The sequence below is a fragment of the Leifsonia sp. NPDC077715 genome (assembly GCF_040686855.1).
Taxonomy (GTDB): domain Bacteria; phylum Actinomycetota; class Actinomycetes; order Actinomycetales; family Microbacteriaceae; genus Leifsonia.
The window spans coordinates 1352504-1376781 of the sequence record NZ_JBFBOG010000002.1; the positions used below are offsets into that span (position 1 = coordinate 1352504).

Annotated in this window: 22 protein-coding genes, 1 tRNA gene and 2 pseudogenes; 13 read left to right on the forward strand and 12 right to left on the reverse strand. The window is 68.5% G+C overall.

What is annotated here, in order from left to right:
- The first annotated feature begins 14 nt into the window (after positions 1-14).
- A complete protein-coding gene (locus AB0P25_RS13585; RefSeq protein WP_363808003.1) occupies positions 15-1253 on the forward strand; it encodes a mechanosensitive ion channel domain-containing protein in 1239 nt (412 codons plus the stop codon).
- Positions 1250-1720, forward strand: coding sequence for a hypothetical protein (locus tag AB0P25_RS13590; RefSeq protein WP_363808004.1), 471 nt, complete (start codon positions 1250-1252; stop codon positions 1718-1720). The genes AB0P25_RS13585 and AB0P25_RS13590 overlap by 4 nt, the downstream gene beginning before the upstream one ends.
- Here AB0P25_RS13590 and AB0P25_RS13595 read toward each other — a convergent pair.
- Positions 1717-2442, reverse strand: coding sequence for an alpha/beta hydrolase (locus AB0P25_RS13595; RefSeq protein ID WP_363808005.1), 726 nt, complete (start codon positions 2440-2442; stop codon positions 1717-1719). The two genes, AB0P25_RS13590 and AB0P25_RS13595, sit on opposite strands and share 4 nt — an antisense overlap.
- A gap of 196 nt (positions 2443-2638) precedes the next feature.
- Between AB0P25_RS13595 and msrB the strand changes: the two genes are divergently transcribed.
- The 4 genes from msrB to AB0P25_RS13615 all read left to right on the forward strand — a co-directional run bounded on the left by msrB (position 2639) and on the right by AB0P25_RS13615 (position 5399).
- A complete protein-coding gene (gene msrB, locus AB0P25_RS13600) occupies positions 2639-3088 on the forward strand; it encodes a peptide-methionine (R)-S-oxide reductase MsrB (RefSeq protein ID WP_363808006.1) in 450 nt (149 codons plus the stop codon).
- 14 nt (positions 3089-3102) lie between these two features.
- Positions 3103-3612: a peptide-methionine (S)-S-oxide reductase MsrA gene (msrA, locus tag AB0P25_RS13605; RefSeq protein ID WP_363808007.1), complete on the forward strand. Its 510-nt coding sequence runs from the start codon at positions 3103-3105 to the stop codon at positions 3610-3612.
- Positions 3613-3717: 105 nt separating this feature from the next.
- Complete coding sequence (locus AB0P25_RS13610; RefSeq protein WP_363808008.1) at positions 3718-4590, forward strand: ABC transporter ATP-binding protein; 873 nt, start codon at positions 3718-3720, stop codon at positions 4588-4590.
- Positions 4587-5399: an ABC transporter permease gene (locus AB0P25_RS13615; protein WP_363808009.1), complete on the forward strand. Its 813-nt coding sequence runs from the start codon at positions 4587-4589 to the stop codon at positions 5397-5399. Before AB0P25_RS13610 ends, AB0P25_RS13615 begins: the two co-directional genes overlap by 4 nt.
- A 15-nt stretch (positions 5400-5414) precedes the next feature.
- On the opposite strand, the gene rlmC is transcribed toward AB0P25_RS13615, so the two are convergent.
- From rlmC to AB0P25_RS13650, 7 genes are all read right to left on the reverse strand, one after another.
- Positions 5415-6539, reverse strand: coding sequence for a 23S rRNA (uracil(747)-C(5))-methyltransferase RlmC (rlmC, locus tag AB0P25_RS13620; protein WP_363808011.1), 1125 nt, complete (start codon positions 6537-6539; stop codon positions 5415-5417).
- Positions 6540-6552: 13 nt separating this feature from the next.
- The gene (locus AB0P25_RS13625) at positions 6553-8838 is read right to left on the reverse strand and encodes a glycoside hydrolase family 3 N-terminal domain-containing protein (RefSeq protein ID WP_363808012.1); all 2286 of its coding nucleotides are present in this window, start codon (positions 8836-8838) and stop codon (positions 6553-6555) included.
- A complete protein-coding gene (locus AB0P25_RS13630; protein WP_363808013.1) occupies positions 8835-9839 on the reverse strand; it encodes an ABC transporter permease in 1005 nt (334 codons plus the stop codon). Before AB0P25_RS13630 ends, AB0P25_RS13625 begins: the two co-directional genes overlap by 4 nt.
- 2 nt (positions 9840-9841) lie before the next feature.
- Positions 9842-10909, reverse strand: a complete 1068-nt coding sequence (locus AB0P25_RS13635) for an ABC transporter permease (RefSeq protein WP_363808014.1) — start codon at positions 10907-10909, stop codon at positions 9842-9844.
- Positions 10906-11718 (reverse strand): ATP-binding cassette domain-containing protein, encoded by an 813-nt coding sequence (locus AB0P25_RS13640; RefSeq protein WP_363808015.1) that lies wholly within the window; start codon positions 11716-11718, stop codon positions 10906-10908. Before AB0P25_RS13640 ends, AB0P25_RS13635 begins: the two co-directional genes overlap by 4 nt.
- The gene (locus AB0P25_RS13645; protein WP_363808016.1) at positions 11715-12539 is read right to left on the reverse strand and encodes an ABC transporter ATP-binding protein; all 825 of its coding nucleotides are present in this window, start codon (positions 12537-12539) and stop codon (positions 11715-11717) included. Before AB0P25_RS13645 ends, AB0P25_RS13640 begins: the two co-directional genes overlap by 4 nt.
- Positions 12540-12618: 79 nt before the next feature.
- Positions 12619-14298: an ABC transporter substrate-binding protein gene (locus tag AB0P25_RS13650; RefSeq protein ID WP_363808017.1), complete on the reverse strand. Its 1680-nt coding sequence runs from the start codon at positions 14296-14298 to the stop codon at positions 12619-12621.
- A gap of 150 nt (positions 14299-14448) precedes the next feature.
- Here AB0P25_RS13650 and AB0P25_RS13655 point away from each other — a divergent pair, with 150 nt between their 5' ends.
- A complete protein-coding gene (locus AB0P25_RS13655) occupies positions 14449-15096 on the forward strand; it encodes a TetR/AcrR family transcriptional regulator (protein ID WP_363808019.1) in 648 nt (215 codons plus the stop codon).
- Positions 15097-15118: 22 nt separating this feature from the next.
- Here AB0P25_RS13655 and AB0P25_RS13660 read toward each other — a convergent pair.
- Positions 15119-15191 (reverse strand) — tRNA-Arg (locus AB0P25_RS13660).
- Between the two features lie 49 nt (positions 15192-15240).
- A complete protein-coding gene (locus AB0P25_RS13665; RefSeq protein ID WP_363808020.1) occupies positions 15241-15861 on the reverse strand; it encodes an iron ABC transporter ATP-binding protein in 621 nt (206 codons plus the stop codon).
- A gap of 128 nt (positions 15862-15989) precedes the next feature.
- Between AB0P25_RS13665 and argS the strand changes: the two genes are divergently transcribed.
- Both argS and AB0P25_RS13675 read left to right on the forward strand, forming a co-directional pair.
- Complete coding sequence (gene argS, locus AB0P25_RS13670) at positions 15990-17687, forward strand: arginine--tRNA ligase (protein ID WP_363808021.1); 1698 nt, start codon at positions 15990-15992, stop codon at positions 17685-17687.
- A gap of 9 nt (positions 17688-17696) precedes the next feature.
- Entirely contained in the window at positions 17697-18491 is a 795-nt protein-coding gene (locus AB0P25_RS13675; RefSeq protein WP_363808022.1) for a DUF2993 domain-containing protein, read from the forward strand.
- A gap of 12 nt (positions 18492-18503) precedes the next feature.
- On the opposite strand, the gene AB0P25_RS13680 is transcribed toward AB0P25_RS13675, so the two are convergent.
- Entirely contained in the window at positions 18504-18755 is a 252-nt protein-coding gene (locus AB0P25_RS13680) for a hypothetical protein (RefSeq protein WP_363808023.1), read from the reverse strand.
- A gap of 155 nt (positions 18756-18910) precedes the next feature.
- Between AB0P25_RS13680 and lysA the strand changes: the two genes are divergently transcribed.
- From lysA to thrC, 3 genes and pseudogenes are all read left to right on the forward strand, one after another.
- Positions 18911-20368: a diaminopimelate decarboxylase gene (lysA, locus tag AB0P25_RS13685; protein WP_363808025.1), complete on the forward strand. Its 1458-nt coding sequence runs from the start codon at positions 18911-18913 to the stop codon at positions 20366-20368.
- Positions 20365-21738, forward strand: coding sequence for a homoserine dehydrogenase (locus AB0P25_RS13690; RefSeq protein WP_363808026.1), 1374 nt, complete (start codon positions 20365-20367; stop codon positions 21736-21738). Before lysA ends, AB0P25_RS13690 begins: the two co-directional genes overlap by 4 nt.
- Positions 21738-22643, forward strand: a pseudogene (gene thrC / locus AB0P25_RS13695) (threonine synthase); the annotation flags it as partial. The gene AB0P25_RS13690 and the pseudogene thrC, both read left to right, overlap by 1 nt.
- Positions 22644-22679: 36 nt before the next feature.
- On the opposite strand, the pseudogene AB0P25_RS13700 reads toward thrC, so the two are convergent.
- Positions 22680-23273, reverse strand: a pseudogene (locus AB0P25_RS13700) (MFS transporter); the annotation flags it as partial.
- A 139-nt stretch (positions 23274-23412) separates the two neighbouring features.
- Here AB0P25_RS13700 and AB0P25_RS13705 point away from each other — a divergent pair.
- A partial coding sequence (locus tag AB0P25_RS13705) for a LysR family transcriptional regulator (RefSeq protein WP_363808027.1) occupies positions 23413-24278 on the forward strand: 866 nt, incomplete at its 3' end.

Genomic DNA, 24278 nt, shown 5'->3' on the forward strand with positions numbered 1-24278 from the left:
GAGTCCGCCGACCCGTGTCCCCCCTTCGCAGCTGGCCCGCCCTGGCCGTCGCCTGCTTCCTGGCCCTCGTCGTCGCCGTGGTGGTGACCGCCCTGCTCGCCCTGATCCTGCGGCTGATCGGGCGGAGGAGGGAGTGGCCGGCGCTGCTCATCCGGCGGTCGCGGCTGCCGTTCCGGCTGTTCCTCCTGGTCGTCGTCCTGTGGATTGCGGTCACGGTGACCCTGCCGCCGGACACCACCGCGGCGTGGCGCAGCGGCATCCATCACACCTTCCTCATCCTGACGATCGCGACCGGCACGTGGTTCGCGGCGGCGCTGGTCATCTTCGTCGAAGACCTGGGCCTCGCCCGCTACCGGCTCGACGTGCCCGACAACCGGTACGCGCGGCGCGTGCGCACGCAGGTGCTCATCCTGCGCCGGCTGACCGTGGTCGCGGCCGTCGTCATCGGGCTCGGTGCCATCCTGCTCACGTTCCCGGCGCTGCAGGCGGCCGGCGCGAGCCTCCTGGCCTCGGCCGGGATCATCGGCATCATCGCCGGTGTCGCAGCGCAGTCGAGCCTCGCCAACCTGTTCGCCGGCATCCAGCTCGCCTTCTCGGACGCCATCCGCATCGACGACGTCGTCGTGGTGGAGCAGCAGTGGGGCACGATCGAGGAGATCACCCTCACCTACGTCGTCGTGCACATCTGGGACGACCGGCGGCTGGTGCTCCCGTCGACCTACTTCACGACGAAGCCGTTCGAGAACTGGACCCGTCAGCACAGCGAGCTGCTGGGCTCGGTGGAGTTCGACCTCGACTGGCGCGTCTCGACCGGCGGGATGCGGGCGGAGCTCAATCGCATCCTCGCCGGCACCGACCTGTGGGACCACCGCACCGGCATCCTGCAGGTGACGGATGCGGTCGGCGGGTTCGTGCGGGTCCGCGTCCTGGTGACGGCGAAGGACGCTCCGACGCTGTTCGACCTGCGCTGCCTGATCCGGGAACGCCTCATCGACTGGATGCAGCGCTACTCGCCGGCCTCCCTTCCGCGGCAGCGGGTCGAGCTGGTGGAGAAGCCGGAGGCGCAGGAGCGTCCGCTGCGGGCCCGCAGCGAGGACGAGGGCCGGCTGTTCAGCGGTACGCCCGAGGGCGAGCAGCGCGCGCAGCAGTTCACCGACGCGATCCCGGTGATCCGGTCGACCGACGGCGAACCCGTCGCGGTCGACCCGGACGACATCCCGGACAGCGCGAGAGCACCGAAGGAGAACCGATGACCGGTCAGGACGCCTCCCCGGAAGCTGCCCCCGCCGACGGGCCCGACGAGGCCCACCGCCGCCCGGACGGGCTCGACGACGCCACCGTGGAGGCGCTGGGCAAGCTCTCCGAGGCGCTGGAGGTGATGGAGCAGGCCCGCGGCTTCCTGTACGGCTTCCACCGGCTGACGGGCAAGGCGGATCTCACTCTGGGGGAGGCCGTCGAGGCGCTGCGGGACGCGGGCCACACCGACGTCGCCGACCGCATCGAGCGCGAGCTGGTGGGCCGCAACGTCATCGAGGGCCGGTGGACGTTCCAGATCGTCGAGGACTTCGACGACGGCTACTACGCCTTGTTCCGGTCACTCGAGAAGGATGCGCGCGACCGGCTCGCCGCCGGCCGCCGCCACCTCTTCGAGGCCGAGATGAAGGAGGATCGTCGGACGCACGGCGAGCCGGGCCACGAGGCGCGGCCCGCGGAGGGCTAGGCCACCGACTCCGCCGCCGCGACGATCGCGCCGGCCGCGACATCCGGCGCGGACAGCATCGAGACGTGGCTCGACGGCGTCTCGACGATGGTCGCATCGGCGCGTTCCGCCATCCGGCGCTGCAATGCGGGCGGGATCACCTTGTCCTCCGTGCCGACGACCGCCCACACCGGCCGCTCGCGCCAGGCCGGGGCCGGGGCGGGCGTGGTGTTCGCGGCGAGGGCGATCGGACGCTGGCCCGCGACGATCTGGTCGCGCGCCTCCACCTCGAGGTCCTGCGCGAACGACGCGTGCACGGTGGCTGGCTTGAGGAACACGTCGGGGTTGCCCTCCGCCGCGCCCGGAACGCCGATCAGGTCGAACACGGTGGACGGGTCGGGCACGTCGAACACCGAGCCGGAGCCGCCGAGCAGGCTGAACACGGTCTCGCCCTCGTCAGGCAGGAAGGCGTCGACGTAGACGAGCGCGCGCACGTCGCCGCCGTGCGCGCCGCCGGCGCTGATGACCGCGCCGCCGTACGAGTGCCCGACCAGGACGACGGGCCCTTCGGTGCGCTGCTGCAGGAACGCGGCGATGTACGCCCCGTCGTCGGCCGCGTTGCGCAGGTGGTTCGGCGGGGCGAGCACGGTGAAGCCGCGGTCGCGGAGATCGGTGATGACGGGATTCCAGCTCGACGCGTCCGCCCACGCTCCGTGGACGAGGACGATGGTGGGGAGTGCCATGGGGTTCCTTCGCTCGGTGCTGTGAACGGGTGGGATGGACGCTCTCGGAACGGCGCCAGGCTAGGGCCCGCGCGCGCAGCGCGTCTAGCCCTCAGCGCACTCGGCGAACTCACAGGAACGGCGGGACCAACCGGGGCATGCAGCGTGTTCCATCTACTGACGGCGCCGCAGCCAGCGCGCCGCGCAAGGAGGAAACGTGACACAGGACTACCGCAAGAGCCCGGAGGCCGTGAGCCGGCTGACGCCGCAGCAGTACGCGGTCACCCAGGAGGCCGCCACGGAGCCGGCGTTCCGCAACAAGTACTGGGACAACCACGACGAGGGTCTGTACGTCGACATCGTGTCGGGTGAGCCGCTTTTCGCGTCCGTCAACAAGTACGACAGCCGTTCGGGATGGCCGAGCTTCACCGTCCCGGTCGAGCCCGGCAACATCGTTGAGAAGACCGACCGCACGTACGGGATGATCCGCACCGAGGTCCGCTCCGCTCACGGTGACAGCCACCTCGGCCACCTGTTCGACGACGGCCCGGCCGAGGCGGGCGGGCTGCGCTACTGCATCAACTCCGCGGCCATGCGCTTCATCCCGCTCGACGAGCTCGACGAGGCCGGCTACGGCCAGTACACCCATCTTTTCGAGAACAAGTAACGAAGGACACGAATATGACTGAGAAGGCCATCCTCGCCGGAGGTTGTTTCTGGGGCATGCAGGACCTCGTCCGCAAGCTCCCCGGCGTGACCGACACCCGCGTCGGCTACACCGGCGGTGACGTCCCGAACGCCACCTACCGCAACCACGGCACCCACGCCGAGGCGATCGAGATCGAGTACGACCCCGAGAAGACCAGCTACCGCGACCTCCTCGAGTTCTTCTTCCAGATCCACGACCCGTCGACGAAGAACCGCCAGGGAAACGACATCGGCACCAGCTACCGCTCCGCCATCTTCTACGAGGACGACGAGCAGCGCCGGATCGCCGAGGACACCATCGCCGACGTGGACGCCTCCGGCCTCTGGCCGGGCAAGGTCGTCACCGAGGTGACCGCGGCCGGCCCGTTCTGGGAGGCCGAGCCGGAGCACCAGGACTACCTCGAGCGCATCCCGTGGGGCTACACCTGCCACTTCGTGCGCCCGGGCTGGAAGCTGCCGAAGCGCGAGTCCGCCGCGAGCTGACCCGGCTGACCCCGGGCGGCCCGGTCGGCCGTCACCGGCGAATCACAGTGAGCGCCGTATCCCGCAACGTGTGCGGGATGCGGCGCTCGCTGCGATACTGACCCGGTGAGCAGTGATCCGGCCGTCTCGGTCCGCGGCCTGACGAAGGCGTACGGCGCCGTCGAGGCCGTCCGCGGCATCGACTTCGACATCGCGCGCGGCGAGACGTTCGCGCTCCTCGGCCCCAACGGCGCGGGCAAGAGCACCACCATCGAGATCCTCGAGGGCTACCGCGACCGCAGTTCGGGCGACGTGTCGGTGCTCGGCGTCGACCCGGCGACCGGCGGCACCGCCTGGAAGGCGCGGCTCGGGATGGTGCTGCAGACCAGCGCCGAGGCGGCGAACGTCAGTGTGCGCGAGCAGTTGACCCATTTCGCCCGCTTCTACCCGACACCGAGGGACGTCGACGAGGTCATCGCTGCCGTCGGCCTCACCGAGAAGGCAAAGACCCGGGTCCGCAACCTCTCCGGTGGCCAGCGACGGCGGCTGGACGTGGCGCTCGGCGTGATCGGCCGCCCCCAGCTGCTCTTCCTCGACGAGCCCACCACCGGGTTCGACCCGGAGGCGCGGCGGCAGTTCTGGGAGTTGATCCGGCAGCTCAAGCGCGAGGGCACCACCATCCTGCTCACCACGCACTACCTCGACGAGGCCGCGCAGCTCAGCGATCGCGCGGCCGTCATCGCCGCCGGCCGGCTCGTCGCGTTGGGACCGGTCGGCGAGCTGGGCGGGGACGCGGCGCGCATCCCGATCGTGCGCTGGCGCGACCCCGACGGCACACTGCAGTCCGAGCGCAGCGACCGCCCGGCCACCCTCGTGGCCCGGCTCGTGGGCGAGGCCGACGGCGAGCCCCGCGAGCTGGAGGTCATCCGGCCCAGCCTGGAGGACATCTACCTCGACCTGGTCCGCGAGGCCGAGGCTCCGGCCGAGGTCGGCTCGTGAGCGCCGCGTCCCTCGGCCTCGAGCGCGCCCGCTACGAGACCCTGGTCTACTTCCGCCAGCCGGACACCATCTTCTTCACCTTCCTCTTCCCGGTCGTCATGCTCGGCATCTTCTCCGTCGCCTTCCAGGGGCTCGGCAACGTCGGCGCCAACCCGGACGGCTCGGGCGGCATCACCCGCGCCGCCTACTACCTGCCCGGGATGATCGCGGCCGGCATCCTGCTGTCGGGCGTCCAGAACCTCGCCGTCGACATCGCCGGCGAGAAGAGCGACGGCACCCTGAAACGCCTGGGCGGGACCCCGCTGCCGGTGCTGTCGTACTTCACCGGCAAGATGGGCCAGGTGCTCGCGACGAGCGTGCTGCAGATCGCCCTGCTCCTCGCGGTCGCCCGGCTGGCGTTCGGGGTCGCCCTCCCCACCGAACCCGACCTCTGGCTGCGGTTCGCCTGGATCTACCTGCTCGGGATCGTCACCTCGGCCGTCCTCGGGATCGCGCTGTCATCCGTGCCGCGCACCGGCCGGAGCGCGACCGCCGTGATCATCCCGATCGTGCTCATCCTGCAGTTCATCTCGGGCGTCTACATCCCGTTCGACGTGCTGCCCACCTGGCTGCAGAACGTCGCGTCGATCTTCCCGCTGAAGTGGATCGCGCAGGGGATGCGCAGCGTCTTCCTGCCCGACAGCTTCGCGGCGTCCGAGCCGAGCGGCGGGTGGCAGCTGGGCTGGATCGCCGTCGTGCTGTCGATCTGGCTTGTCGTCGGGCTGATCGGCTGCCGCCTCACCTTCCGCTGGGTGCGCAGGAACGGCTGAAGCGTCAGCGGACGGTCAGCGCCGCTCCAGCAGCACCGCGACCTCCATGTGCCCGGTCTGCGGAAACATGTCGAGCACGCGCCCGGCGCGGATGCGGTACGACGGCATCCGGGCGAGGTCCGCCGCGAGGCTCTTCGGGTTGCAGCTCGAATAGACGACGCTCGGCACGCCCGAGTCCTCCAGCCACCCGGACAGCTCCGCCCCGATCCCGCGACGCGGCGGATTCACGATGACCAGCTCCGGCGCGGCGGCCGCGCCGAGCGCGAACGCGGTCGCGTCGCCCGCCCGGAACGCCACCTCCGGAAGCCCCGCCGCGGAGGCGCTGGCCCGCGCGCTGCGGACCGCCTCCCGGCTGGTCTCGACGCCGACCACGCGGCGGCCCGGCGCGGCGACGTGCAGCGCGAAGCCGCCGACGCCGCAGTACAGGTCCCATACCGACGCGGGGGAGACCTCGTCGACCCACGCCGCGACCTGCGCGTAGAGCTCGGTCGCGACGGCGGTATTCGTCTGGAAGAAGCTCTGCGGTCGCAGGCGCAGCGACACCGGGCCCAGCCGCATCGGCAGCGCCGAGTCGCGGGTGAGCACGACGTCCGTCTCTCCCTCGACGACCGCCTTATGCTCCGGCTGGAGGTTGACGGTCACCACCCGCGCGGCGGGCAGCTCGGCGAGCAGCCATGGCAGGCCCGACCGCACGCGCGACACCGTCGCGTCGGTCCGCGCGACGAACCGCACCATCAGCTCACCGTCGGGGGATTCGGTGACGAGCACGTACTTCAGCTCGCCGCGGCGGTCGGGGACGCTGTACGGCTCGAGCCGCTGCCGCCCGATGAACCGCGCCAGCACCGGCAGCGCCGCCCGGATTCCGGGAGCGCAGATCCCGCACTCGCGGAGGTCCACCCCGCGTCCGGCCTCGTCGAGGATGCCGATCGTGGGGGCGTCGGCCGTGCCGCCGATGACCATCTTCGCCTTGTTCCGGTAGCCGGACTCGGCGCTGGCCACCGGCGGCAGCCACGACGCGTCCCCGAACGGCGCGAGCAGGTCGCGGGCGAGCCGGTCCTTGCCCTCCAGCTGCTCGGAGTACGGCACACTCATCAGCGTGCACGAGCGGCACACGCCGGCGTCGAAGTACGAACAGTCCATCCCGCGCCCGATTCTACGGCGCGACCACCTCGAAACCCGCCGAGAGCAGCACGGCCTCGCGCGACGACGGGCCGACCAGCAGCTCGAAGTCACCCGGCTCCACCACACGGACGCCGTCCGCGTCGACGATGGTGCAGTCCGCGACCGGCAGCTGGATGCGCACGCGAGCCGATGCACCGGGCGCGAGCTCGACCTGCCGGTACGCCTTCAGCTCCCGGTCGGTCCAGCTGACGCTGGTCACCGCATCCCGCACGTACACCTGGACGGTCTCATGGACAGGACGGTCGCCGGTGTTGCGGACGGTCACCGACGCCTCGATCTGGTCGCCGACGCCGAGCCGTGTCCGGTCGAGCGCCAGGTCCTCGTACTCCACGGTCGTGTACGACAGGCCCTCGCCGAACGCCCACGCCGGCCGCTGGGTGAGGTCGGCGTAGCGGTCGCCGTGCTGCCCGCGCAGCTGGTTGTAGTACGTCGGCTGCTGGCCCACGTGCCGGGCGAACGAGATCGGCAGGCGCCCGGAGGGCTCGATCCGGCCGGCCAGGAGCTCGGCGATCGCCTGTCCGCCGCGCATGCCGGGGTTGGCCGCCCAGACGACGGCCGCGGCGCGTCCCACCGACGGCGGCAGGACGAGCGGCTTGGAGGCGAGGAGCACCACCACGACGGGCTTCCCGGTGGCGATCACGGCGTCGAGCAGCGCGTTCTGACCGCCGATCAGCTCCAGCGTCGCGGTCGAGCGGCCCTCTCCGACCAGCTCGATCCGGTCGCCGACCACGGCGACGACGACATCGGACGCCGAGGCGGCCGCCACCGCGTCGTCGATCAGACCCTGATCCGGCGGAGAAGGCACCACCACCCGTGGCCGCGGCTGCCCGTCCGGGAAGGTCGCGCCGCGCGGGTCGTCCTCGAGCGTCAGGATGTCGGCCCCGCGGGCGTGCACGAGCTCCCAGCCGTCGATCGCCTGCAGGCCGTCGAGCACGGTGGTGATCATCTCCCGCGGCTGTCCGTCGAGCCAGCCCGCCTGGCCGGAGCCCCCGGCCCAGTCGCCGAGCTGCGTCTGGGCGTCGTCCGCGAGCGGGCCGACGAGGGCGACGCGCAGCGGCGCCGACGCAGAGGGAGCAGCAGGCAGCGGCAGCGTCCCGTCGTTCTCGAGCAGCACCAGCGACCGGCGCGCGATCTCCAGGTTGAGCTCGGCATGAGCGGCACTGCCGACCACCTCGTCCAGCGACGGGGAGGGCAGGCGCGGGTCCTCGAACAGGCCCAGGTCGAACTTGAGCGTCAAGATACGGGCGACGGCCGTGTCGAAGGCGTCCTCCTCGAGCAACCCCAGCGAGACCGCCTCCAGCGCCCCCTCGAAGAACATCGGCGTGGTCATCACCATGTCATTGCCGGCGCGGACGGCCGCGGCCGCCGCGTGCGCGTAGTCCGGCTGGACCTTCTGCTCCCACACCATGCGGCCGACGTTGTCCCAGTCGGTGATGAGCGTGCCGGTGTACCCCCACTCGCCGCGGAGGACGTCGCTGAGCAGCCAGTCGTTCACCGTGATCGGGACGCCGTCCGTGCTCTGGTAACCGAGCATGAACGTGCGGCAGCCCTCGCGGGCGACGCGCTCGAACGGCGGAAGGAACCAGCTGCGGAGCTTGCGGCGGGAGAGGTCCGCCTCGCTCGCGTCGCGTCCGCCCTGGGTCTCGGAGTACCCGGCGAAGTGCTTCGCCGTCGCGAGGATGGCAGACGGGTCGTCGAGCCCCGTGCCCTGGTAGCCGCGGACCATCGCGCTCGCGAGTTCGCCGATGAGGAACGGGTCCTCGCCGAAGGTCTCGCTGATCCGCCCCCAGCGCAGATCGCGGGCGATGCACAGCACGGGGGAGAAGGTCCAGTGCACGCCGGTGGCGGCGACCTCCTCTGCGCTCGCGCGGGCGACGCGTTCGATGAGCTCCGCATCCCACGACGCGGCCATCCCGAGCTGGGTGGGGTAGATCGTCGCCCCCGGCCAGAACGAGTGCCCGTGGATGCAGTCCTCGCCGACGAGCAGCGGGATCCGCAGCCGGGTCTGAGCCGTGAGCCGGTTGGCCTCCAGGATGCGCTCCGGCGATGTATGCAGGATCGAGCCGGCGTGGCGTCGCAGCACGTGGTCGCGCAGGTCGTCGCGCGCGTCCAGCTGCAGCATCTGCCCGATCTTCTCCTCCACGGTCATCCGGGAGAGGAGGTCGTCGACGCGTTCCGCCGTGCTGAGGGCGGGGTCCTGATAGGGGAGTGTCTCCTGTTCGGTCGTGGTGTCGGTCGAGGGGAGCAGCGAGGTCATTCGGTGGGACTTTCCGGTGCGGTGCGGACCTGGGTGACGGCGGCGTTGATGTTCATGCCCTTGCGCTTCATCGCCCGGGCGCGCTCGCCGGCCGAACGGAGGCGCGGGTTGACGTACTCGTCGATCCCGAAGTTGATGAGGGCGAGGGCGACGCCGAGCAGCGCGATGCAGAGCCCGGCGGGGACGTACCACCACCAGTAGTCGGGGAACGCGTTGTTCTGCTGCGCCCAGAACAGGATGGTTCCCCAGTTCAGGTTCGACACCGGGATGACGCCGATGAACGCGAGCGTGGTGAGTCCGAGCACCGCGGCCGTCATGGTGCCGACGAAGCTGGACGCGATGATCGCGAGCAGGTTCGGCAGCATCTCCACGAGGATGATGCGGTGCAGCGGCTCTCCGTTGGCGCGGGCGGCCTGGATGAAGTCGCGGTTGCGCAGCGACATGGTCTGCGCGCGCAGCACGCGGGCGCCCCACGCCCATCCGGTCAGCCCCAGCACGGCGGCGATCAGCCAGAGCGGCGGGTCCTGGAACTGCGACGCGACGATGATCATCAGCGGCAGCGCCGGGAGGACGAGGAACACGTTCGACAGCGCGGACAGCGACTCGCTCTTCCAGCCGCGGAGGTAGCCCGCCGTCACGCCGACGACGATCGCCACGACGGTCGCCATGATCGTCGCGAGGAAGCCGACGACGAGGACGCCGCGGGTGCCGTAGACGAGCTGGCTGAACACGTCCTGGCCGATGTGGGTCGTGCCGAGCAGGTGCGTGAACGACGGCGGCTGCAGCGTCTCGTCGAGGTGCTGCGCGTTCGGGTCGTAGGGCGCGATCACCGGGGCGAAGATCGCGACGAGCACGAACACGCCGAGGATGATCAGCCCGGTGGCCGACTTCCGGTTGCTGAACATCGCCAGCGACGCCTTCAGCTGCGACCAGAAGGTCGCCCGGGACGGTGTCGCCTTCGGGGCGACGGCCTTCAGGTGGTAGGTGGAGGGGGTCGTCATGGTCAGGCCTCCGTCTGACGGGTGCGCGGGTCGAGGATGGCGTAGGCGATGTCCGCGATGATGTTCGCGATGAGCACCGCGAGCACCAGGACGAGGAAGATGCCCTGCATCAGCGCGTAGTCCTTGGCGTTGGTCGCGTTGAGCAGCAGCAGGCCGATGCCGGGGTAGGAGAACACCATCTCCATCACGATGGTGCCGCTCACGATGAAGCCGAGGGCCAGCGCGAAGCTCTGGATCTGGGGGAGCACCGCGTTGCGGGCGGCGTAGCGCCAGAGCACCCGCCGGTTCGGCATGCCCTTCGCCTGCGCGACGGTGATGTAGTCCTCGTCGAGGACGGTCAGCATCATGTTGCGCATACCGAGCACCCAGCCGCCGAGAGAGACGACGATGATCGTGAACATCGGGAGCGCGGCGTGCGAGACCACCTGGCCGATGAACTCCCCGTTCCAGCCGGGCTCGACGCCCAGCTCGTAGGCGTGCCCGGCGGGGAACCAGCCGAGCGTCGTCGAGAAGATCGCGATGAAGATCAGGCCGACCCAGAAGTAGGGCACGGTCCCGAGGAACGTCGTGGCCGGGATGAACAGGTCGAGCCGGCTTCCGCGCTTCCAGCCGATCACGGCTCCGAGGCACGTCCCCACCAGGAACGAGATCACCGTCGCGAAACCGACGAGGCCGAGCGTCCACGGCAAGGCGGAGGCGATCGCGTCGCCCACGGGCGCCATGCCGGTGGAGATGGAGACGCCGAGGTTGCCGTGCAGCAGCATGTTCCAGTAGTCGAGGTACTGCTGCCAGAGCGGCACGGAGTGGTCCACGCCGAACATCAGGCGCAGCGCCTTCTCGGCGTCCGGGGTCAGCTGGCCCTGGCTGCGCGCCATGTACGCGTCGACGGCGTCGCCCTTCATCAGGCGCGGCAGGAAGAAGTTGATCGTGATCGCTGCCCAGAGGGTGAACGCGTAGAACGCGACGCGTCCGCCGATGAAGCGCCACGGGATGCGCGCACGACCGCGCTCGGCGCGCGTGGCGGTCGTGCCGACCAGCGTCGGGTCGAAGCGTGTGGTCTCAGCGCTCACAGCGCACCTCCTGCAGTCTGTGCGGCCAGCGCCCCGAAGTGCTCCTCGGGGTCCGGGGACGCGGCGCGGAGCTCGCGGGTGTAGGGGTCCTGCGGTCGGAGGATGACCTCGTCGGCGGGTCCCTGCTCCACGATCCGGCCCTGGTTGAGCACGATGATCTCGTCGCTGAAGTGCCGCGCGGTGGCCAGGTCGTGGGTGATGTAGAGCACCCCGAGCCCTTCCTCGCGCTGCAGATCGGCGAGCAGGTTGAGCACGCCGAGGCGGAGGGACACGTCGAGCATCGACACGGGCTCGTCCGCGACCAGCAGGGCGGGCCGGGAGGCGAGGGCGCGGGCGATGGCGACGCGCTGGCGCTGGCCGCCGGACAGTTCGTGGGGGCGGCGGTCGATCACCGTGTCCGCATCCAGCTGGACGCGGTTCAGCAGGCGCCGCACCTCGTCGTCGACCTCGCCACGCGGCACCACGCGGTCGAGGCGCAGCGGGCGCTCGATGTGGTGACGGATCGAGTGGGAGGGGTTCAGCGAGGCGAACGGGTCCTGGAAGACCATCCGGAGCTCCTGCCGGTACCGGCGCAGTTTCTTGCCGGAACGTGGGACGGGGGAGCCGTCGAGCAACACCTCGCCGCTGGTGGGGGTCTCCAGCTGGGTGAGGATCTTCGCGATCGTGGACTTGCCGCTCCCGGACTGGCCGACCAGGCCGATGGTCTGGCGCGGGCCGAGCGTGAAGCTGACGTCGTCCAGCGCCTTCAGCTGGCCGGAGCCGCGGACGTTGTAGATCTTGGTGACGTTCCTGAACTCGAGCGTCGTCATCGGACCACCACTCCTCTCTCGCCGGTGAGCCGCGGGAACGACCGCAGCAGGGTCCGCGTGTACTCGTGCTGCGGGTTCGTCCAGATCTGCTCGGCGGTCGCGAGTTCGACGATCTCGCCCTCGCGCATGATGGCGATCCGGTCGCTGATCTCCAGCAGCAGCGGGAGGTCGTGCGTGATGAAGACGACGGAGAACCCGAAGTCGTGGCGGAGCTGCGAGATCTGCTTCAGGATCTCGCGCTGCACGAGCACGTCGAGCGCGGTGGTCGGCTCGTCCATCACCATCAGCTGGGGGCGAAGAGCGAGGGCCATCGCGATCATGACGCGCTGGCGCATGCCACCGGAGAGCTCGTGGGGATACGACTTGATCCGCTGGCCGCCGACCTTGACGATCTCCAGGAGTTCGATGACGGCCGCGCGGCGCTCCTGCCGGCTCATCCGCGGGCGGTGCACGCGGAACGCGTCGTCGAGCTGGGAGCCGATCGTGGCGACCGGGTTGAGCGCGTTCATCGCGCCCTGGAAGACCATCGAGACCTTGTCCCAGCGGAAGCGGCGCATCTGCTCCGCGTCGAGGGAGTCGATGGCGATGTCCTCGCCGCCCTCGTCGTGGAAGACGACGCTGCCGCTGGTGATGACCGCGGGCGGCTTGAGGAGGCGCTGCACGCCGTAGGCGAGGGTGGTCTTGCCGCAGCCGCTCTCGCCGGCCAGGCCGACGATCTCGCCGCGTTTGATGTCGAGGGTGACGTTCTTGACCGCCGCGACCGGCGGATCCACGTCGTACACGACCGAGAAGTCGCGTACGGAGAGAAGGGAGTCTGTCATGGTGTCGCTTTCCTGCTGTCCGCGGAGGGTCCGGGGCGGGTGCGGCCGGGGGAGCCGCACCCGCCTCGGATGTCGGTGACTACTTGCCTGCGGGCTTCAGGTTCATCAGCACCTGGACGGCCGACGGCTGGGTCGGGTCGGCGGTCGCGTACTGGTCCTTCTCGCTGGGCCAGCCGGTGAACTTCCGGGTGTTGTACTGGGCCAGCTGCGGGTGGGTGCCGATCGCGATGGCCGGGACGTCCTCCACGAAGATCTTCTGCAGCTTCTCGAGGGCGGCGGTGCGGGCGCTGTCGTCGGACGCCTGGGCGTACTCCTTCAGCAGGGCGGTGGCCTCCGGGTTGCTGTAGCGACCGAAGTTGTCCGAGACCTTGCCGTCGGCGGCCTGGTCGAGGTAGCTCGAGTTCATGACGTCGTCGTAGATGTGCCACGGGTTCGAGCCGGAGCCGGTCCAGTGCAGGGCCGCGTCGAAGTTGCCGGACGCCATGTTGGCGAACCAGGTGTCCGCATCCGGGGTCGCGACCTTGGCGTCGGCGCCCAGGGTGCTCTTGATCTGGGTCGCCGCCAGCTGGATGCCGGTGACGTAGTCGTTCCAGCCCTGCGGGTCCTGCAGGGTGAAGGAGACCGGAGTGCCCTTCGGGTCGATCAGGGCGCCGTCCTTCCAGGTGTAGCCGGCGTCGGTCAGGACCTTCTTGGCGGCGTCGACGTCGATCTTGAAGGTCTGGTCCTTGTACTCGTCGGCGATGTACTGGTCACCGGTCGGCTGCGGGATGCCCGTCACGTTGGTCAGCTCGGGACCGGCGTTGCCGCGGGCCTTCTCGGCGTGCGCCTTGCGGTCCACGACGAGGTTCACGGCCTTGCGGAACGCGACGTCGTTGAACGGGGCCTTGGTCGTGTTGACCACGATCATGTCCGGGCTCAGGACGTTGGCGCCCCAGAACACGTTGTGCTTCGGGTCCTTGTCGACGTAGTTCTTCTGGTAGTCGGTGATGAAGATCTGCGCCCAGTCGGTCTCGCCGCTCTGCAGTGCGCGGAGGAGGCCGGTGTTGTCGTTGTACTCGAGGTACTTGAGCTCGCCCACCGGGACCTTGCCGCCCCAGTAGTCGGTGCGCGCCTTGAGCACGACGCCCTGCGACGAGAACGTCTTGATCGTGTACGGGCCGGTGCCGACCGCGTCCTTGACCGCGTCCTTGGTCGGGTCGGCGATGCCCTTCCACTGGTGCTCGGGGACGATCGCGACCTGGAGCACGTCGCCCTGCTTGACGAACTTCGACTCGCTGAAGCTCAGGACGACGTTGTCGCCGTCCTTCTTGACGTCGGCCAGCTTGAGCCCGCCGAGGTCCAGGGCCGGGGTGTTCTTGATCAGGGTGTAGGTGAAGACGATGTCGTCTGCGGTGAACGGCTTGCCGTCGCTCCACTTCACGCCCTTGCGCGGGGTGACCGTGAGCTGCGTGTAGTCGTCGTTCCACGTCACCTTGGACGCGAGCCACGGAGTGGTCTCGTTCTTGCCGACCGGGTTGACGATCGCCAGGGGCTCGTAGATCATCCGGTCGTAGCCGAGCGACATGCCGGATCCGGTGGTGATGAACGGGTTGTTGATCTGCGTCGCCAGGATGGCCGCGCCGTCGGGCTTCGCGACGGTGAGGGATCCACCGGTCGAGCTGCTTGCGCCGTTCGAACCGTTCGACGAGCAGCCGGTGAGCGCCATCGCGCCGATGGCCGCGATCGCGGATGCCGTGACCAAGTACTTCCTAAGCCTCATTGCTTCTCCTTCGTGGTGGACACGTCCGTTGTGTCCGGGTGGTGCTGCGGAATGGTTGCTTGCTTACTGGTCAGAAAGTAACCAAGTTGGAGTGAGGTTACTGGCTGGTAAGCTCGCACGCAACTACGACGAGCAGGAAGCGATATCGGGATGGCCACGAGCAGCAGCAGCGCCACTCCGCGCCCGGAGACGGAGCGCAAGCGCACGGAGATCCTGCGGGCAGCGATCGAGACCTTCGGGACGAAGGGCTCGGTGAACGGGACGCTCAACGACGTCGCGGAGCAGGTCGGCATCACCCACGCCGGCGTGCTCCACCACTTCGGGTCGAAGCAGAACCTGTTGCTCGAAATGCTCGAGTTCCGCGATCGCGACGACGTCGCGCACCTGGCCTCCCGCCGCATCCCCGACGGGCCGGCGCTCTTCGCCCACCTCGTCGCCACGGCCCAGCGCAACGCCCAGCGCGAAGGGATCGTGCAGGTCTACACCGTGCTCTCGGCGGAGTCGGTGACCGATGAGCACCCGGCGAAGTCGTTCTTCGAGGAGCGGTATCGCACCCTCCGCGGCGAGGTCGCCGACGCCTTCCGCGCGCTCTGCGCCCAGGAGGGCGTGACGGAGCCTGCGACGATCGCGAAAGCCTCGGCGTCCATCCTCGCGGTCATGGACGGGCTGCAGCTGCAGTGGCTGCTCGAGCCGGACGCGGTCGATCTGGCCCAGGCGAGCGCCTTCGCCATCGAGGCGATCGTGAACGGCGTGCTGCGACCGGCGCCGCCGGTGTCGTCGTACCTCCGCGAGGAGTGATCGCCGGCGAGAGGGGAAAGGGTGCCCCCAGTAGGATTTGAACCTACGGCCTTCTGCTCCGGAGGCAGACGCTCTATCCCCTGAGCTATGGGGGCCAGGGTGCAACCCAGGCTAGCATCCCCGAGACGCGGCCCGTGACACGGGTCAGGACGCCGGGACGTTCCCCATGACGCTCTGCATCAGCGGCGCGGCGTCGCCGGGCTCGAAGAACGACGTCGACTCCGCGACGATCCAGTACGGGCCGCGGAAGATCTGCACCTGGCCGGCGTCGCCCGGCTTGAAGTAGCCCTCGACGGTCGGCGGCGTGCCGTAGGTCGGCACCGGCTTCGCGGTGGTGATCGCCGTGTTCTTCAGGCTCTCCATCACGTCCGACGGCGGCTTCGCCACCGCGATCTGGATGACGTCGCCGCTGGTCTGGTTCAGGTAGGCGCAGGCGACGCCCTGCCAGTCGGTGATCTTCTTCTCGAGGGAGCCGTCCTTCGGCGCGTAGTCCGGATCGGGGCCGAAGTTGGGGTTGAACGCGTACAGCTGGTCGGCGGTGAGCACCTGGTCGCAGGTGAGGCCCACCGGCGTCGGCGGGGTCGTCGGGGTGACGACGGGCAGCGGCACGTCGGAGGGCTTCGCGGTGGCGCTCGCGCTGGCGGAGTGCGAGGGGGAGGCGGCAGGCGTCGCGCTCGGGGCGCAGCCGGCGAGGGCGGCTGCGGCGGCCAGACCGGCGGCTGCGGTCGCGGCGAGAAGAGCGAAGCGGCGGGGGGTGAGTGTCATGCGGCGACTCGTCTTTCTGCTCGGCGCGCGCCGTGCGGGGACGCGCGTCGCGACGACCCTATCAATTCGTGCTGGCCCTCCCGACCGCGCGCGGGAGCGTACCCGCGCGCCCGGTAGAATCGATCCTCATGACTCCCGCTGACCTCTCCGCCGCCCTCCTCGACATCGTGACGACGGTGGTCGAGCAGCGACGAGAGGCCGGCGCCGACATCCCCGAGCTGACCCTGACCGTCGACGACGTGCCGCTGGAGCGCCCGAAGAACCGCGACCACGGCGACTGGGCCTCGAACGTCGCGATGCGCCTCGCGAAGAAGGTCGGCGCGAACCCGCGGGAGCTCGCCGAGCAGATCGCGACCGCGGCCGCCGGCATCGACGGCGTCGCGTCCGCCGAGGTCGCCGGCCCGGGCTTCATCAACTTCCGGCTGGAGGCGGGCGCCGCCGGCCAGCTGGCGCAGACCATCGTCGAGGCGGGCGAGGCGTACGGCCGCGGCGACGTCTACGACGGCCTGAGCGTCAACCTCGAGTTCGTCTCCGCCAACCCCACCGGCCCGGTGCACATGGGCGGCGCGCGCTGGGCGGCCGTCGGAGACAGCCTCGCGCGCATCCTGCAGGCCGAAGGCGCGGATGTGACCCGCGAGTACTACTTCAACGACCACGGCTCGCAGATCGACCGGTTCGCCCGCAGCCTGCTCGCCGCTTACCTCGGCGAGCCGACGCCGGAGGACGGCTACGGCGGCGCGTACATCGGCGAGATCGCCGACCGCGTGGTGGCGGAGTCGCGCGCGCAGGGCACCGACCTTGCCACTCTTCCCCGCGAGCAGCAGCAGGAGGTGTTCCGCTCCATCGGAACGCAGCTGATGTTCGAGGAGATCAAGCAGCGACTCCACTCCTTCGGCGTCGACTTCGACGTGTACTTCCACGAGGACTCGCTGCACGAGTCCGGCGCGGTGGAGCGCGCGATCGAGCGTCTGCGGGAGCAGGGCCACATCTTCGAGGCGGACGGCGCGATCTGGCTGCGCACGACGACGTTCGGCGACGACCGCGACCGCGTCGTCATCCGCTCCAACGGCGAGCCCGCCTACATCTCCGGCGACCTCGGCTACTACCTCGACAAGCGCGAGCGGGGCTTCGAGCAGAACATCATCATGCTGGGCGCCGACCACCACGGGTACATCGGCCGGATGATGGCGATGGTGGAGGCGTTCGGCGACGTCCCGAACGTCAACCTCCAGATCCTGATCGGGCAGATGGTGAACCTGGTCAAGGACGGCGAGCCCATGCGCATGTCGAAGCGCGCCGGCACCATCGTCACGCTCGACGACCTGGTGGATGCCGTGGGCGTCGACGCCGCCCGCTACTCCCTGGTCCGCTCGTCCACCGACTCCCAGCTCGACATCGACCTCGACCTGCTCGCGAAGCGCAGCAACGAGAACCCGGTCTACTACGTCCAGTACGCGCACGCCCGCACCCGGTCGGTCGCCGCGAACGCCGAGAAGGCGGGGGTCGACCGCAGCGCGTTCGCGCCCGAGCTGCTGACGCACGAGACCGAGTCGGCGCTGCTGGGCGGCCTGCAGGAGTTCCCGCGCATCGTCGCCCAGGCGGCCGAGCTGCGCGAGCCGCACCGCGTCGCCCGCTACATCGAGGAGCTGGCCGGCCTGTACCACGCCTGGTACGCGGTCCGCGACGGCTCCACCCGGGTGCTGCCGCACGGCGACGAGCCGGTCACCGACCTGCACCGCACGCGCCTGTGGCTGAACGACGCGACCGGCCAGGTCATCCGCAACGGTCTCGGGCTGCTGGGGGTCTCGGCGCCCGACCGCATGTAAGGGGGACGCATGAGCGACAACACCACGCAGGTGCTGCCCGGCGCCGAGGCGCCTGTACGCCGCCGTCGCCCGCGGTGGCTGAAGCTGCTGCTGGGGATCGGCATCCCGGTCGTCGTCATCGTCGTGCTCCTCGTGATCGCCGACGTCGCCGTGCGCGCCTACGCCGAGCAGCGGGTCTCCGACGAGATCGAGAAGAACCTGCCGTCGGACATCCAGGGCCAGGTGCACACGCACATCGGCGGGTTCTCGGTCATCCAGCAGTACCTGTCGGGGACCTTCCAGCGGGTCGAGCTGGATGCGCCGCGGGTCGTGGTGAAGGGCGCGCCGCTGAGCGCGAAGGTCGTCGCCACGGGCGTCCCCGCCGACTTCTCCAAGCCCATCGCCGACGCGACGGGGACGCTGTCCGTCAGCCAGGACTCCCTTAACAAGCTGGTGCAGATCCCCGGCGCGACCGGTGACATCACGCTGAACGACGGGACGATCGGCTACGACGGCAGCATCGACCTGCTCGGCCTGCCGGTCGGCTACACAGTGACAGCGACGCCGGAGGCCGCGGGCGACCAGGTGCTGCTCACCGCCGACAAGGCGTCGCTGAAGACCGGAGCGGGCAACGTCAACCTCGACCGTCTGCTGCAGTCGCTGACCTCCCAGGGGCCGTTCCCCGTCTGCGCCGCGCAGTACCTGCCGGAGGGCGTGAAGGTCTCCGACATCCAGGTCACGCCCGGTCACGCGACCGTGACCCTCACCGCCTCGGACTTCGTGCTCGACGAGAAGTTCCTGAACAGCAAGGGCAGCTGTTCCTGACGCGGAGCCGGCTCAGGCGCGCGGGCGCAGCGAGATGAGGCGGCCGGCCGCCTTCAGCATCCAGGCGAAGGAGGCGGCGGTCGTCGCGGCGTCGAGGCCGTGCGCAGCCGGTCGCACCACCAGGCGGTAGGCCGCGGGGCCGTCGGCCGGCGCATCCACGGGCTGGATGCTCATCGCCGGGCGCCCGGTGACCGCGCGGGCGTAGGCGGAGAGCTGGCGGCGCGTGCATCCCCGCACGCGGAGGTCGTAGGTGAAGGTGTCCATACTCCTAGAGACGCCGCGCGGGCCGTTCGTAACACGCATCATGCGGCCCGTTCCGCCCCGATAGACTTCCAGAGCACTCTCCATCCGGCTTCAGGGGCCAATCCGGGTCCGCTCGCCTAGGAGGACCCCACTCGTCGCCGCCCGTGAGGATCCCTATGGCCGTATCCGCCGCTGCCCCCAACCCGCTCGCCCCGCCGTGGCTGCACGTGCCCGCCGACGCGAACGCCCTCGCACCCGGTCTGTGGTCGCGCACCGTCTCCCGTGAGGGCGGAACGCTGACCGTCGGCGGCGTCGCCGCGTCCGAGCTGGCTGAGCGCTTCGGCACGCCGCTCTACGTCATCGACGAGGACGACGCCCGCTCGCGCGCCGTCGAGGTGCGCCGCGCCTTCGACGACGCGTTCGCCGAGGTCGGCACCGCCGCCAAGGTCTACTACGCGGGCAAGGCCTTCCTGAGCGTCGAGGTCGCCCGGTGGATGGACGCGGCGGGACTCTTCATCGACGTGTGCAGCGGCGGCGAGCTCGCCGTGGCGCTGGCCGCGGGCGTCGACCCGGAACGGCTCGGCTTCCACGGCAACAACAAGTCGCTCGCCGAGATCGAACGCGCGGTCGAGGTGGGCATCGGCGCGATCGTCATCGACAGCCTGCAGGAGATCGACCGCGTCGCCGAGGCGGCCGCTCGCCACGGCGTACGGCAGAGCGTGCGCCTGCGGGTGAACAGCGGCGTGCATGCGCACACCCACGCGTTCCTGGCGACGGCGCACGAGGACCAGAAGTTCGGAATCGGGCTCGAAGCCGCAGTGGATGCCGTGGCGCGCATCCGCTCGCACGATTCGCTCGCATTCAAGGGCCTCCACTGCCACATCGGCTCCCAGATCTTCGGCGCGGACGGCTTCGCCGAGTCCGCGGCCCGCCTGCTCACCCTGCACCGGCAGCTGCTCGAGGGCGGCGACGTCCCCGAGCTCAACCTCGGCGGCGGCTTCGGCATCGCCTACACGTCCGCCGACGACCCGGCGCCGATCGACCAGCTGGCCCGGCGCATCGCCGAGACGGTGGCGGCCGGATGCGAAGAGCTCGACCTCCCGCTCCCGGTCGTCGCGTTCGAGCCCGGCCGTTCGATCATCGGCACTGCCGGACTCACCCTCTACACGGTCGGGACGACGAAGGATGTGCCCGTCGCCTTCCAGGACGACGGCGAGTCCGCTCTCCGCCGGTACGTCAGCGTCGACGGCGGGATGAGCGACAACGCCCGCCCGGCTCTGTACGAGGCCGACTACTCGGCCCGCATCGCGAACCGCGTCTCTTCAGTCCCGCCGGCACTCGTCCGCGTCGCCGGCAAGCACTGCGAGAGCGGCGACATCGTGGTGGACGCCGAGTACCTTCCGGGCGACGTCGCGCCGGGCGACCTCCTGGCCGTCCCCGCGACCGGTGCCTACTGCTTCGCCCTGTCGAGCAACTACAACTATCTCGGGCGGCCGCCCGTCGTCGCCGTGCGCGGCGGCGACGCCCGCGTGATCGTCCGCGGCGAGACGATCGACGACCTGCTGGCACGCGACGCCGCCTATGACCCCGCCGCAGCACGCCCCACCGCGTCGAAGGAGCGCAACCAGGCATGATCGAGTACCGCAACCTCCGCGTCGCCCTGCTCGGGGCCGGCTCCGTCGGCTCGCAGGTGGCCCGTCTGCTGCTGGAGCAGGGGGATGAGTTCGCCTCCCGTATCGGCGCCCGTCTCGAACTGGTCGGCATCGCCGTCCGCGACGTGGACGCGCCCCGCGACGTCGACCTCCCGCGCCACCTGTTCACGACCGACGCCAGCTCGCTCATCCTGGGCGCCGACATCGTCGTGGAGCTGATGGGCGGCGTCGAGCCGGCCCGCGGCTACGTGCTGGAGGCACTGAACTCCGGCGCCGACGTCATCACCGCGAACAAGGCGCTCCTCGCCACCCACGGCCCGGAGCTGTTCGAGGCGGCCGAGCAGGTCGGCGCGCAGCTCTACTACGAGGCGGCCGTGGCCGGCGCGATCCCGATCATCCGCCCGCTGCGCGACAGCCTTGCGGGCGACCGGATCAACCGCATCCTGGGCATCGTCAACGGCACGACCAACTTCATCCTCGACCGCATGGATGTGACCGGCGAGACCCTGCAGGACGCCCTGGCGACCGCGGGCGAGCGCGGCTACGCCGAGGCCGACCCGACCGCCGACATTGGAGGGTACGACGCGGCGCAGAAGGCGGCCATCCTGGCGAGCCTGGCGTTCCACACCACCGTGCCGCTCGACCGCGTCTACCGCGAGGGCATCACCAGCATCACCAAGCAGCAGGTGGATGCGGCGCGTGAGGCGAACGCCGTCATCAAGCTGCTCGCGATCTGCGAGCGCATGACCGACCCGGAGACGGGGGAGGAGGGCGTCTCGGCCCGCGTCTACCCGGCGCTGATCAGCCGCGACCATCCGCTCGCCGCCGTGCACGGCGCGCACAACGCCGTCTTCGTGCAGTCCGCCGCCGCGGGCGACCTCATGTTCTACGGCGCGGGCGCGGGCGGCGTCGAGACCGCCTCCGCCGTGCTGGGCGACGTCGTCTCCGCGGCCCGCCGCCACGTCGTCGGGGGACCGGGCGTCGCCGAGTCGACGCACGCCGGCATCCCGGTGCTCGACATCGGGCGCGTCGTCACCCGCTACCAGATCACCCTGGATGTGGCGGACCAGCCGGGCGTGCTCGCCGCGGTCGCGCGCATCCTGAGCGACGGCGGCGTCAGCGTCGAGACCGTGCAGCAGTCCGTACCGAGCCTGACCGGGCCCGTCGTCATCGCGGGTAACGCGGGAGGCGAGCCGGGCGCCCCGATTCACGGCGGCGGGACGGCCACCGCTACCCTGGTCATCGGAACCCACGAAGCCGAAGAGGCCGCGCTCGCGGCCACCGTCGAGGCGCTCGCAGCGAGCGATGTCGTGGTCGCCATCTCTTCCGTTCTCCGAGTCGAAGGATCGTAATGCCCCAGCCGAAGGCCTACAGTCGTCAGTGGCGAGGCGTCCTCCGCGAGTACGCGGACCGCCTGAACATCTCCGACGCCACTCCGATCGTCACGCTCGGCGAGGGCGGCACGCCGCTCATCCCGGCCCCGGCGCTCTCTGCGCGCACCGGTGCGGACGTCTACGTGAAGTTCGAGGGCATGAACCCGACCGGGTCGTTCAAGGACCGCGGCATGACCATGGCCATCTCGAAGGCCGTCGAGCACGGCGCGAAGGCGGTCATCTGCGCCTCCACCGGCAACACCTCGGCGTCGGCGGCCGCCTACGCGACCCACGCGGGCATCCAGTCGGTCGTGCTCGTGCCGGAGGGCAAGATCGCGATGGGCAAGCTCAGCCAGGCGATCGCGCACAACGCGCAGCTGCTGCAGGTGCAGGGCAACTTCGACGACTGCCTCGACATCGCGCGCGAGTTGGCGACGAACTACCCGGTGCACCTGGTCAACTCCGTCAACCCCGACCGCATCGAGGGCCAGAAGACCGCCGCCTTCGAGGTCGTGGAAGCGCTCGGCGAGGCGCCGGACTTCCACATCGTGCCGGTCGGGAACGCGGGCAACTACACCGCCTACCACCGCGGCTACACCGAGGAGCTGCAGCGCGGCGAGTCGACCAGACTGCCGCGCATGTTCGGCTTCCAGGCCGCGGGCAGCGCCCCGATCGTGCTCGGGCACGCCGTGAAGGAGCCCGACACCATCGCGACCGCGATCCGCATCGGCAACCCGGCCTCGTGGGAGCTCGCGCTCAACGCGCGCGACGACAGCGACGGCTACTTCGGCGCGATCGACGACGCCAAGATCCTGGAGGCGCACCGCATCCTCTCCGCCGAGGTCGGTATCTTCGTCGAGCCGGCGTCCGCGATCAGCGTCGCGCGAAGCAGGCAGTAGTTTTAAAAAAGCAATTGAGCAAATAAAACAGATTGCCCCAAGTAAACCTAAGGCGGTGCGCCAAGAAAAATATTCAACCAAAATACCCATGCCGACACGGCCCATCATGCCACCAAAAGCCGTACCTGCAATATATAAACCCATGGTTTTACCCAAGTGTTCAGGTGCAATTTCTTCGGCAATCCAAGCCATTGTCACTGCTGGCACACCGCCGAGCAGTAAACCTTCTAAAGCGCGTGCTATCAGCAAACTGTGCCAGTTAGGGGTAAACATTGAGATAATATTTAAAATTGCGGCACACAGCATTGATGTAAAAATTACACCGCGACGGCCAAGGGCTTGTGAAAAAGCACTCGATAGCACAATTGAAATCGCTAAAAAGGCAGTTGTTAATGACAGGGCTAAAGAGCTACTCGCGGGGCTAATTTGGAAACTTTGGCTAAATGCAGGCAACAGCGGCTGTACACAATAAATCAGTGAGAAACTGGCAAAACCTACGAGGAATAAAGCAAATCCTGCGTGTTTATAGGCCTTAGTCCCTTTGTGAATCCACTCACGGGAAAGAACAGAAGTTACCTCAGTGCTTAAGGTACTGGGTGTAGATGAAGAACTCATATCATGACCATGACAGAAAGAAAGTGCAGTGCTTGAAGGCGTGCTGCATCGAGAAAATTCGATAAATTAAAATTAGCAATTTGAATGGTATTTTTCTAATATATTTAACAATGGGTCATGATATGTTTTATATATAGCGATGGAACTAAGACATATACGCTACTTTTTAGCGGTAGCAGAAGAAAAAAACTTTACCAAAGCTGCGCAACGCTTAAACATGAGCCAGCCGCCTTTAAGCATGCAAATACGAGACTTAGAAGAAGAGCTAGGTGCAGATTTATTTATTCGATCACCTCATGGGGTAGAGCTGACCGAAGCGGGGCTTGCCTTTTTAAATGCAATTCAGCCAGTACAGCAGCGTGTAGAAGATGCAGCGAGCTTAGTTAAACAAGTGGCAAATGGCGAAGTGGGTCAACTACGATTAGGTTTTACTGGCACTTCAATGTTGAATCCTTTCATTCCTAAATGTGTTCGCTATTTTCAGCAGCAATATCCGAAAGTGAATTTAAAACTTGAAGAAGCCAACACCTTACTTCTCATCGATTTATTGCTCGAAGATCGCTTAGATGTCGCGATTATTCGCTCACCTCGCAACATTCCAGATAGTTTAATTATTCAAGAATTATTAGCAGAACCCCTCATTGCTGCTTTGCCTTCCGAGTCTTTTCAACTCGACGATGCATCATCAGAAATTGATTTAACCGCGCTGCGAGAACTTGATTTTATTGTCTCGCCGCCATCCATTAGTGCAGGGCTTTTTGATGCGATTAAACAGGCCTGCCATGAGCGTGGCTTTGAACCGAAAATTGGACAAAATGCTCCGCAAATTGTGTCGATTTTATCATTAGTGTCTGCAAATTTGGGGGCGTCTTTGGTTCCCGAGTCGACCAAACAATTGCAAATACAGGGTGTGGCTTATCGCTCTTTGAAAGCGCCTGTTCCTACGGTGGGTTTAGGGCTTGCTTATAAGAAACATGCCCCTTCGCAAATGGCAATTAATTTTGC

Bases quoted from the DNA above. Each gene is read 5' to 3' on its own strand.
- AB0P25_RS13590 (WP_363808004.1), top strand. From the start codon at position 1,250: ATGACCGGTCAGGACGCCTCCCCGGAAGCTGCCCCCGCCGACGGGCCC.
- AB0P25_RS13595 (WP_363808005.1), bottom strand. From the start codon at position 2,442: ATGGCACTCCCCACCATCGTCCTCGTCCACGGAGCGTGGGCGGACGCG.
- msrA (WP_363808007.1), top strand. From the start codon at position 3,103: ATGACTGAGAAGGCCATCCTCGCCGGAGGTTGTTTCTGGGGCATGCAG.
- rlmC (WP_363808011.1), bottom strand. From the start codon at position 6,539: ATGGACTGTTCGTACTTCGACGCCGGCGTGTGCCGCTCGTGCACGCTG.
- AB0P25_RS13625 (WP_363808012.1), bottom strand. From the start codon at position 8,838: ATGACCTCGCTGCTCCCCTCGACCGACACCACGACCGAACAGGAGACA.
- AB0P25_RS13630 (WP_363808013.1), bottom strand. From the start codon at position 9,839: ATGACGACCCCCTCCACCTACCACCTGAAGGCCGTCGCCCCGAAGGCG.
- AB0P25_RS13640 (WP_363808015.1), bottom strand. From the start codon at position 11,718: ATGACGACGCTCGAGTTCAGGAACGTCACCAAGATCTACAACGTCCGC.
- AB0P25_RS13645 (WP_363808016.1), bottom strand. From the start codon at position 12,539: ATGACAGACTCCCTTCTCTCCGTACGCGACTTCTCGGTCGTGTACGAC.
- AB0P25_RS13650 (WP_363808017.1), bottom strand. From the start codon at position 14,298: ATGAGGCTTAGGAAGTACTTGGTCACGGCATCCGCGATCGCGGCCATC.
- AB0P25_RS13655 (WP_363808019.1), top strand. From the start codon at position 14,449: ATGGCCACGAGCAGCAGCAGCGCCACTCCGCGCCCGGAGACGGAGCGC.
- AB0P25_RS13665 (WP_363808020.1), bottom strand. From the start codon at position 15,861: ATGACACTCACCCCCCGCCGCTTCGCTCTTCTCGCCGCGACCGCAGCC.
- argS (WP_363808021.1), top strand. From the start codon at position 15,990: ATGACTCCCGCTGACCTCTCCGCCGCCCTCCTCGACATCGTGACGACG.
- AB0P25_RS13675 (WP_363808022.1), top strand. From the start codon at position 17,697: ATGAGCGACAACACCACGCAGGTGCTGCCCGGCGCCGAGGCGCCTGTA.
- AB0P25_RS13680 (WP_363808023.1), bottom strand. From the start codon at position 18,755: ATGGACACCTTCACCTACGACCTCCGCGTGCGGGGATGCACGCGCCGC.
- lysA (WP_363808025.1), top strand. From the start codon at position 18,911: ATGGCCGTATCCGCCGCTGCCCCCAACCCGCTCGCCCCGCCGTGGCTG.
- AB0P25_RS13690 (WP_363808026.1), top strand. From the start codon at position 20,365: ATGATCGAGTACCGCAACCTCCGCGTCGCCCTGCTCGGGGCCGGCTCC.